Origin of the sequence: Citreimonas sp., assembly GCF_042096055.1 — a bacterium.
Taxonomy (GTDB): Bacteria; Pseudomonadota; Alphaproteobacteria; order Rhodobacterales; family Rhodobacteraceae; genus Citreimonas.
In genome coordinates this window covers 13,477-21,337 of the sequence record NZ_JBELMH010000055.1, presented here as the reverse complement: position 1 = coordinate 21,337, position 7,861 = coordinate 13,477, and the positions used below count along the sequence as shown (strand labels likewise).

The 7,861-nt window shown below is 65.2% G+C and carries 8 protein-coding genes; 5 read left to right on the top strand and 3 right to left on the bottom strand.

Annotation, left to right across the window (positions count from 1 at the left end):
• From ACFDTC_RS12520 to ACFDTC_RS12510, 3 genes are all read right to left on the bottom strand, one after another.
• A partial coding sequence (locus tag ACFDTC_RS12520) for a tripartite tricarboxylate transporter permease (protein ID WP_375259214.1) occupies positions 1-542 on the bottom strand: 542 nt, incomplete at its 3' end.
• A gap of 12 nt (positions 543-554) precedes the next feature.
• A complete protein-coding gene (locus tag ACFDTC_RS12515; RefSeq protein ID WP_375259213.1) occupies positions 555-1,043 on the bottom strand; it encodes a tripartite tricarboxylate transporter TctB family protein in 489 nt (162 codons plus the stop codon).
• Between the two features lie 125 nt (positions 1,044-1,168).
• Positions 1,169-2,143 (bottom strand): Bug family tripartite tricarboxylate transporter substrate binding protein, encoded by a 975-nt coding sequence (locus ACFDTC_RS12510; protein WP_375259212.1) that lies wholly within the window; start codon positions 2,141-2,143, stop codon positions 1,169-1,171.
• Between the two features lie 176 nt (positions 2,144-2,319).
• Between ACFDTC_RS12510 and ACFDTC_RS12505 the strand changes: the two genes are divergently transcribed.
• The 5 genes from ACFDTC_RS12505 to ACFDTC_RS12485 all read left to right on the top strand — a co-directional run.
• Entirely contained in the window at positions 2,320-3,726 is a 1,407-nt protein-coding gene (locus ACFDTC_RS12505; RefSeq protein ID WP_375259211.1) for a short-chain fatty acyl-CoA regulator family protein, read from the top strand.
• A 277-nt stretch (positions 3,727-4,003) separates the two neighbouring features.
• Entirely contained in the window at positions 4,004-4,597 is a 594-nt protein-coding gene (gene wrbA, locus ACFDTC_RS12500; RefSeq protein WP_375259210.1) for an NAD(P)H:quinone oxidoreductase type IV, read from the top strand.
• A 98-nt stretch (positions 4,598-4,695) separates the two neighbouring features.
• Positions 4,696-5,247: a 2OG-Fe(II) oxygenase gene (locus tag ACFDTC_RS12495; protein WP_375259209.1), complete on the top strand. Its 552-nt coding sequence runs from the start codon at positions 4,696-4,698 to the stop codon at positions 5,245-5,247.
• Positions 5,248-5,592: 345 nt separating this feature from the next.
• Positions 5,593-6,930, top strand: a complete 1,338-nt coding sequence (locus ACFDTC_RS12490) for an ATP-binding protein (protein ID WP_375259208.1) — start codon at positions 5,593-5,595, stop codon at positions 6,928-6,930.
• A 110-nt stretch (positions 6,931-7,040) separates the two neighbouring features.
• Positions 7,041-7,861, top strand: an 821-nt coding sequence (locus ACFDTC_RS12485; RefSeq protein WP_375259207.1) for an isopenicillin N synthase family dioxygenase, incomplete at its 3' end; no start/stop codon positions are given.

The window sequence follows — 7,861 nt, the reverse complement described above, 5'->3', positions numbered from 1 at the left end:
GTGGCGAGCACGAGGCCCAGGCAGATCATCACGATCGTCTTGAGCACGTCGTCGCCGCCAAGGCCCACGAAGGTCGTGAAAGCCAGCAGCACCAGCGCGAATTCCTCGGCCGGGCCGAATGCCAGCGCCAGATCGGCCAGGGGCGCGGCGAACAGCGTGAACAGCACTACCGAGATCGTGCCGCCGACAAAGCTTGCAACCGCGGCGGCGATCAGGGCGAGGCCGGCCTTGCCCTGCTGCGCCATGGGGCGTCCGTCGAAGGTGGTGGCGACAGCGGTCGAGGCGCCGGGAATGCCCAGCAGGATCGAGCTGATCGCGCCCCCGTACATCGCGCCGTAGTAGATCGCGGCAAGCAGGATGATCGCCGAGTTCGGCGGCACGATGAAGGTCAGCGGCAGGACGATCGCCACGCCGTTGACCGAGCCCAGCCCCGGCATGGCCCCGATGAACAGACCCGCCGTCACGCCCAGCACGACGACCATCAGGTTCAGCGGCGTCAGCGAGGTGGCGAACCCGCTGCTCAGAAGCGCTAGCATCTCCATGGACGATACTCCTCAGAAGAACATGGCGTAGAGGGGGAAGAACAGCGGTTCGGTCACGCCCTTGGGCAGCAGGATCCGCAGGGTCACCTCGAAGAAGAAGAACAGGAAGACCGGGGTGATCAGCGTGATCGAGAGCACCAGCGCCCAGCCGTGCCCGCCGAAGATGCGCAGGTACCAGAACAGGAAGGCCGGGATGGCGACGTACGCGCCCAGCCACGAGATCAGCGCGATGGTCACGACGATCGCCGCCACCACCAACAGGATCGGCCTCAGCATCGCGGTGTCGAACGCGAAGCTGGCCCGCGCGTCCGCCGCGAAACTGCGCAGCAGGATCACCGCCGAACAGGCGAGCATCACCGCGGACAGCCAGAACGGGAACGACCCGCCGCCGGGACCGCCGGTCTGACCGTTCCAGCCGATGGGCAGGGCTACGGCGTGGCTCATGAAGTACAGCGACAGCGCCATCAGCGCGCCGGCGATCAGTCGATCCGCTACAAGCATGGCATTCCTCGTTGAACTGGCCCGTTCGCCGGGCGGGGCGCCTTGCGCGATGTGCAGCGCCCGGGGGGCCTGCACGCGCGCGAACGGCCGGGCGAAGTGCCCGGCCGCGTGTCGTCCTTCCGCGGTCAGGAGGCGGGGTCTTCACCCATGCTCTCGAGGATCTCGGCGTGGATCGCCCGGCCCTCGAGCAGGAACTCCTGCAGCGCGTCGCCTGACAGGAACTCGGCGTCGAGCGCTTCCTCGGCCGCGTATTTCTGCCATTCCTCGCTTTCCGAGAGGCGCTTGAAGAGGTCGGTGTAGTAGGCGGCGGCCTCGGTCGGGATGTTGCCGGGCGCGACAAAGCTGCGCTGCATCGAATAGGTCAGGTCATGCCCCAGCTCGCGCATGGTCGGGACGTCGGGAAACGCCTCGAGCCGCTCGGGCGTGAAGGTCGCGATCGGCCGCGACTTGCCCGCGTTGTAGAAGCCCATCTGCTCGGACGGGTTGTTGACGGTCGAGTCGATGTGGTTGCCGACCAGGTTCTTGGCGACCGTGCCGCCGCCGTCGAAGGGCACGTAGGTGAATTCGAGACCGAACTCTTCCTCGAGCATCGCGGTCACGAGGCTGTCTTCCTGGCCGGACCCGGTGCCGCCCATCTTCCACGCGCCGTCGGCCGCCTGCACGGCGGCGACGTAATCCTCGAGCGTCTCGATGTCGCTGTCGGCGCTGACCCACAGGATGAAGTTGTCGTTGGCCATCCGCGCGATGGGGGTGAACTCTTCGATGTCGACGCCGATGTCGGTCTGCAGCGGCGTGGTGTAGTAGCTGTTGAGCGTCGCCATGATGATGTGCGGATCGCCCTCGTTGTCCTTGAGGTAGCGCAGCGCCTCGGCCCCGGACCCGCCGCCCTTGTTGACTGGCAGGATCGGCATGCTCGAGAGGTTTTCCTTCTGGATGATCGACTGGAACAGGCGGGCGAGGCGATCGGCACCGCCGCCTTGCCCGGCCATGATCACCATCTCGATCGGCTTCCGGGGCGCCCAGTCTTCTGCCGTCGCGGCGGTCGCACCGCCCAGAGAAAGCGCCGCCGCAGCGGCCGCGATCGTGAACCGGCGTGTCATCGTGTAGGCCATGTAACGTCCTCCCTTGCGCATCAAACCTCCGCCTGTGGCCGCTACGTCCGTCAGCCAGCGCGGAACTGAGAAGAAGGTACCGTAAAGTAATTATATTTCACGTTTATTCGTGTTTGCATGTTATTTGTTGCGTTTACACTCCGTCATGCTGTAAAGTCTGTTACATGAAAAAGACGCTGGTCGGCCCGCATTTGCGGCAGCTTCGCAAACGACATCAGCATACGCAGGCGGACATGGCGAACCGCCTCGGAATCTCGCCGGCCTACGTCAACCTGCTGGAAAACAACCAGCGCTCGTTGTCGGTCCCGGTGCTGATCGCCCTGACCGAGGCCTATGGCGTGGACATCCGCGCGCTCGTCCAGGACGACGAGGCGCACCGGCTGGCCGACCTGCGCGCCGCGGTGCGCGACCCGATCTTCGCCGGGGAACCGCCCGACCTGGCGGAGCTGCGCGCCGCGCTCGACCATGCGCCGGCGCTCGTCGACCGATTCCTGCATCTTTACCGCAGCCACCGTGGCATGGTGCGCCAGCTCGACCTTCTGTCGGGCGGCGAGGCCGCCGCATCCCTGACGCGCACGACACCCGAGACCGCGATCCACGACTTCTTCCGCGACAGGCAGAACCATTTCCCCGAACTCGAAGAGGCTGCCGCCGCGCTGCGCGCGCGCATCGGCGGGACGGTCGACGAAGTCTACACCCTGCTCAAGCGGCATCTGCGGCTCGAGCACGGCTACGAGACGCGCGTGCTGAGCGTGGCCGAGATGGGCGGTGCGCTGCGCAGCACGGACGAAGCCGCGGCCGTCGTTCAGCTGTCCGAGGCGCTCGACCACGCGAACAAGGTCTTTCAACTGGCGCATGTGCTGGGCCTGCTCGAAGCCGGGCCGCAGATCGCCGTGCGGATCGAGGAAAGCGATCTCGACACCGGGGCCGGGCGCGCGCGGCTCGAGGTCGAACTGGCCAACTACTTCGCGGCGGCGCTGCTGATGCCCTACGATGCCTTCCTCGCACGCGCCGAGGAAAGCGCCTACGACGTCGACCGGCTGGCCGCGGCCTTCGGCCTCAGTGTCGAGCAGGTCTGCCACAGGCTGACCACGCTGCAACGCGACGGGGCGCGGGGCGTGCCGTTCTTCTTCCTGCGCATCGACCGTGCCGGTAACGTGACCAAGCGCTTCAACGCCACGCCCTTCACCCTGGCCGAGCAGGGCGGCGCCTGCCCCGTCTGGGACGTGCACGGCGCGCTTCGCGCCCCGGGCAAGATCATCCCGCAGTTCGTCGAACTGCCCGAGGGCGGACGCTTCTTCACGCTGTCGCGCGGCGTGGACCGCCCGCATATCGGCCGCCAGCCGCGCGACCGGCGGCTGGTGATCGCAATCGGCTGCGAGATCGAGCACGCCCGGCGCATCGGCTATGCGCGGCAGTTCAACATTGATGATCCCGCACTGTTCGCGCCGATCGGCATCAACTGCCACGTCTGCCCCCGGCAGGCCTGCGACCAGCGCGCGTACCGGCCCGTGCACGTGAACCTGCCGATCGACACGCGCCGCCGCGGCGGAACCCGGCACGAAAGCTAAGCGTCAAGGGCGAGCGGCGGGGTCCACCCGCTATTGCTTCTCCGAAGAAGCGCGCGGCGCACGCGCTGCACGCCGCGGCACGATCCCTGCGGGCAAGGGCGCGACGGAGTCTTGAAGTGCGGTTTCAGCCGACGGCCGCTTCGTCCGCGTGCCGGCCAATCCAGCCAAGTCGCCGCCACCCGCGTATTTCCGCACAGGATCCATGCGGTCTTCGCCAATAGCGCCAGTGCTTCGCTTGTCCCATGTGTGCCGTGAAACGCACCAAGAGGAGCGCACCATGTCCAAACCTAAGATCGCCGTCATCTTCTATTCCACCTACGGCACCAACCACCAGATGGCCGAAGTCGCCGCGAAGGCCGCCGAAGAGGCCGGCGCCGAGGTTCGCGTGCGCCGCGTCGCCGAAACAGCGCCCGCCGAAGTCGTGCAGGGCCAGGATGCCTGGGCCGCACAGGCCGAGAAGACCAAGGACATCCCCGAGGTCAGCCATGACGACATGACCTGGGCGGACGGCTATTTCATCTCGGCGCCGACGCGCTACGGGTCGGCTCCGTCGCAACTTCGGGCCTTCATCGACACGCTGGGCGGCCTATGGTTCGAGGGCAAGCTGATCAACAAGACGGTCACCGCCACGACCTCGGCACAGAACGTGCACGGCGGGCAGGAATCCACGCTGCTGTCGCTCTACCAGAGCGTGATGCACTGGGGTGCGATCGTCGTGGCGCCGGGCTATACCGATCCGGTCCTGTTCGAGGCCGGCGGCAACCCGTACGGCTACTCGGCCGAGGCCGGCAAGTTCGACGACAAGGGCCGCGCCGCGGTCGCGCACCAAGCCAAGCGCCTGGTCGAGATCACCGGCAAGCTCGTCGCCTGACGCGACGACAGACGTCGCATTCCGCCGTCCGGGTCGCATTCTGATCAGCGATCCGGACGGTGTGCTGTATCGGGGGCTCTTCCACGAGGACGAGCCCCATGATCACCCTGCACACGATCCCAGATGCTTTCTCTGTAGGCGACTGCGCGCGCATCATCGAGATGGTGTCGAACGCGGAGCCGTCGGACGCCCGTCTGGTCGGGCGGCAACGGGACCACAACCTGCGCCGTGCCGACCTGGTCTGGATCGACGATATCGCGGGTGCATCCTGGGTGATGGATCGCGTCGTGGATGCCGTGGCCGAGGCCAACCGGCAGGTCTACCGTTTCGACATCGAGGGTTTCGACGAAAGCGCCCAGGTGGCGCGCTATGGCGCCGAGCGCGAAGGCCATTTCGATTGGCACGCGGATATCGGTGATGGCCGCCTGGCAAGCCGACGGAAACTCACCATGGTCGTTCAGCTTTCAGACCCCGACGACTACGTCGGTGGCGTGCTCGAGATCATGCCGTCGGCTCAGGTTTCGGAAGCATGCAAGATGCTTGGCGCGGCTACGCTGTTTCCCAGCTATCTCCTGCACCGGGTGACGCCGGTCTCGGAAGGCGCACGCCATTCGCTCACGATCTGGGCGCACGGGCCGGCTTTTCGCTGATGCCTTGACGCATCTCTGAGGCATCAGTCGTTCCGCGCCCCACGATCATATCCGAACAATGTCGGATAGTTCAAATGCGCTCCTCTACCCAGAGCCTGTCCGCTACGATCGCGTCCGGGTTCCGCTGCCTCAGCGTTCGTCAGTTCCAACGCGGCTTTCCAGTCACGCCGCTTGGTCACGAATTGTTCAGCGTCGGACGTCGCGAAACTGGGATAGACCCCCGAAGTCGAAGCGATCACGGACCTTTTCGGGCGCAAACGGATTTCCCGCCTCGCCCGACAAGCTATACTTCCGACACACGCCGAAGTAGTGTGGCCGTATTATGAATGCTTGTGGACCAATTTGATGTTGAAGCCGGTGACTTCGAGCCTGCAGGGGCAAAAGCGGGCTACCGAAGCGCAGACCCTTCGAACTCTCAATACCTTTGCCGTCGACTTGATGTCGATACCCAGCGTCGAGGACCTGTTCTGGTACGTCGCGCAGAACGTGGTGGGCAAGCTCGGGTTCGTGGATTGCGTCATCTACCAGGCCAACGATGCGCAGACCGAACTGACGCAGGTGTCGGCCTGGGGCGAGAAGAACCCGTTCGGCCGCGACATCATCAACCCGCTGGTGATCCCCTTCGGCCGTGGCATCACGGGGCAGGTGGCGCAGACGCGCCAGCCCATCATCGTCAACGATCTGCTGAACGACGCCAACTACATCACCGATACGCAACCCGCGCGGTCCGAGATATGCGTTCCGCTGATCTCGGGCGGGCGCGTCGTCGGCGTGATCGACAGCGAACACCCCGACCCTTTCGCGTTCCAGGACCCGGAGCTGGAGATTCTGGGCACCGTCGCGGCGATGACGACGGCCAAGCTCGATCTGCTGGCAGAGACTCGCAGATCGCAGGAGCGCTACGATGCGATCGTGGTCGCGCACAGCCAGCTAACCGAGGAGACGAAGAACCGGAAGGCGTTGGAGAGCAAGCTTTTCGAGGCGCGCAAACTGGAATCGATCGGTCGGTTGACGGGCCAGTTCGCGCACGAGTTCAACAACCTTCTGACCGTCATCGCAGGCAACCTCGAGTTGCTGGAGCTTTCGAATACGGACCCGGAAACCCGCGAGACGCTGGACGCTGCAAAGGCGGCTTCGGCGGAAGGCGCCAAGCTGATCAGCGACATGCTGGGTTTCGCACAGAAGCGGCGGCTGACGCCGCGAGCGGTCGACATGAACGACCTCGTTTCCGCCTTTTGCGACGAATGCGAGCAAGCCTTGTCGCGCCAGATCGAGCGTGTTCTCGCGAAGGACCTTTGGACCGTATCCGTCGACCCGGCGGCGCTGCACAACATGCTTCAGAACCTCACGCTCAACGGCTTCGAGGCGATGCCGGAGCAGGGCAGCGTCAGGATCGAGACGACGAACGTCGTGCATTCCCTGCTCGACAGGGCGACGTTCCCCGGCGACCTCGCGCCCGGACGATATGTCCGCGTGAGCGTGTCCGACAGCGGCACCGGCATCGACGCCGAGCGCCTGCCCCAGATTTTCGATCCGTTCTTCACGACCAAGCCTGCGGGCGATGGAACGGGGCTGGGCCTGTCGATGGTGATGGGGGTCATGCGCCAGTCGGGCGGAACCGTCGTCGTGGAAAGCGACCCGGGGCTGGGATCGACGTTCGCTCTCTACTTCCCGGCCGTCTGAAAAAAGACAACGGTTTGTTAACCATAAATCGCTAGCGAGAGTTCGTGGCCACCCGAACTCCAGTACCGGACTTCATGGAAACTTCTACGGAAACGACGCTGGGCCTGCCGTTGATCGACGTCAGCGGTTTGCGAACCGGCGACACCCGCGAAGTCAGAAGGATCGCCGACGAAATCGGCCGCGCCAGCCGCGAGACCGGGTTCTTCCGGATCACCGGGCACGGCATCGACCTCGCGCTGGTCGAACGGACCTACCGGATGGCGCAGCGCTTCTTCGAATTCCCGGAAGCCTTGAAGCGACAGCACTACATCGGGTTGAGCACGAACCATCGCGGCTACGTCCCGTTCACCGAGAAGGGCGATTATCCGGACGAAGTGAACCGCAGCTACGAAGCCTTCGACCTCGGGCTCGACCTGCCGCACGACGATCCGGACTATCTCGCCGGCAACCGGGTCCTTGGCCCGAACGTCTGGCCCGACCTTCCCGGCTTCAAACGGACCGTCTCGGCCTACTACAATCAGATCTCGGCACTCGGCCAGCTGGTTTGCTCGGCTCTCGAGTTGCATCTGGGGTTGCCGGCCGGCGCAATGACCAAGCACATGACCAAGCCGGTGTCGCAGCTTCGTCTGCTGCACTACGTGCGCCAGCGCCAGGTCGTGGACTCGACGTCCGTGAACATGGGCGCGCACACCGACTACGAGTGCCTGACACTCCTGCACACCAGGAATCCTGGCCTCCAGGTCATGACGACGGCCGAGCGCTGGATCGACGTCCCGGTCGATCCCGGCGTGTTCGTCGTGAACATCGGAGACATGCTCGAAGCGTGGACCAACGGGCTGCTCCGCTCGACCCCGCATCGCGTCCTGAACCTGAGCCCCGAGCGTTTCTCGATGCCGTACTTCGTGGCCGCGAATTACGACACGGTCATCCG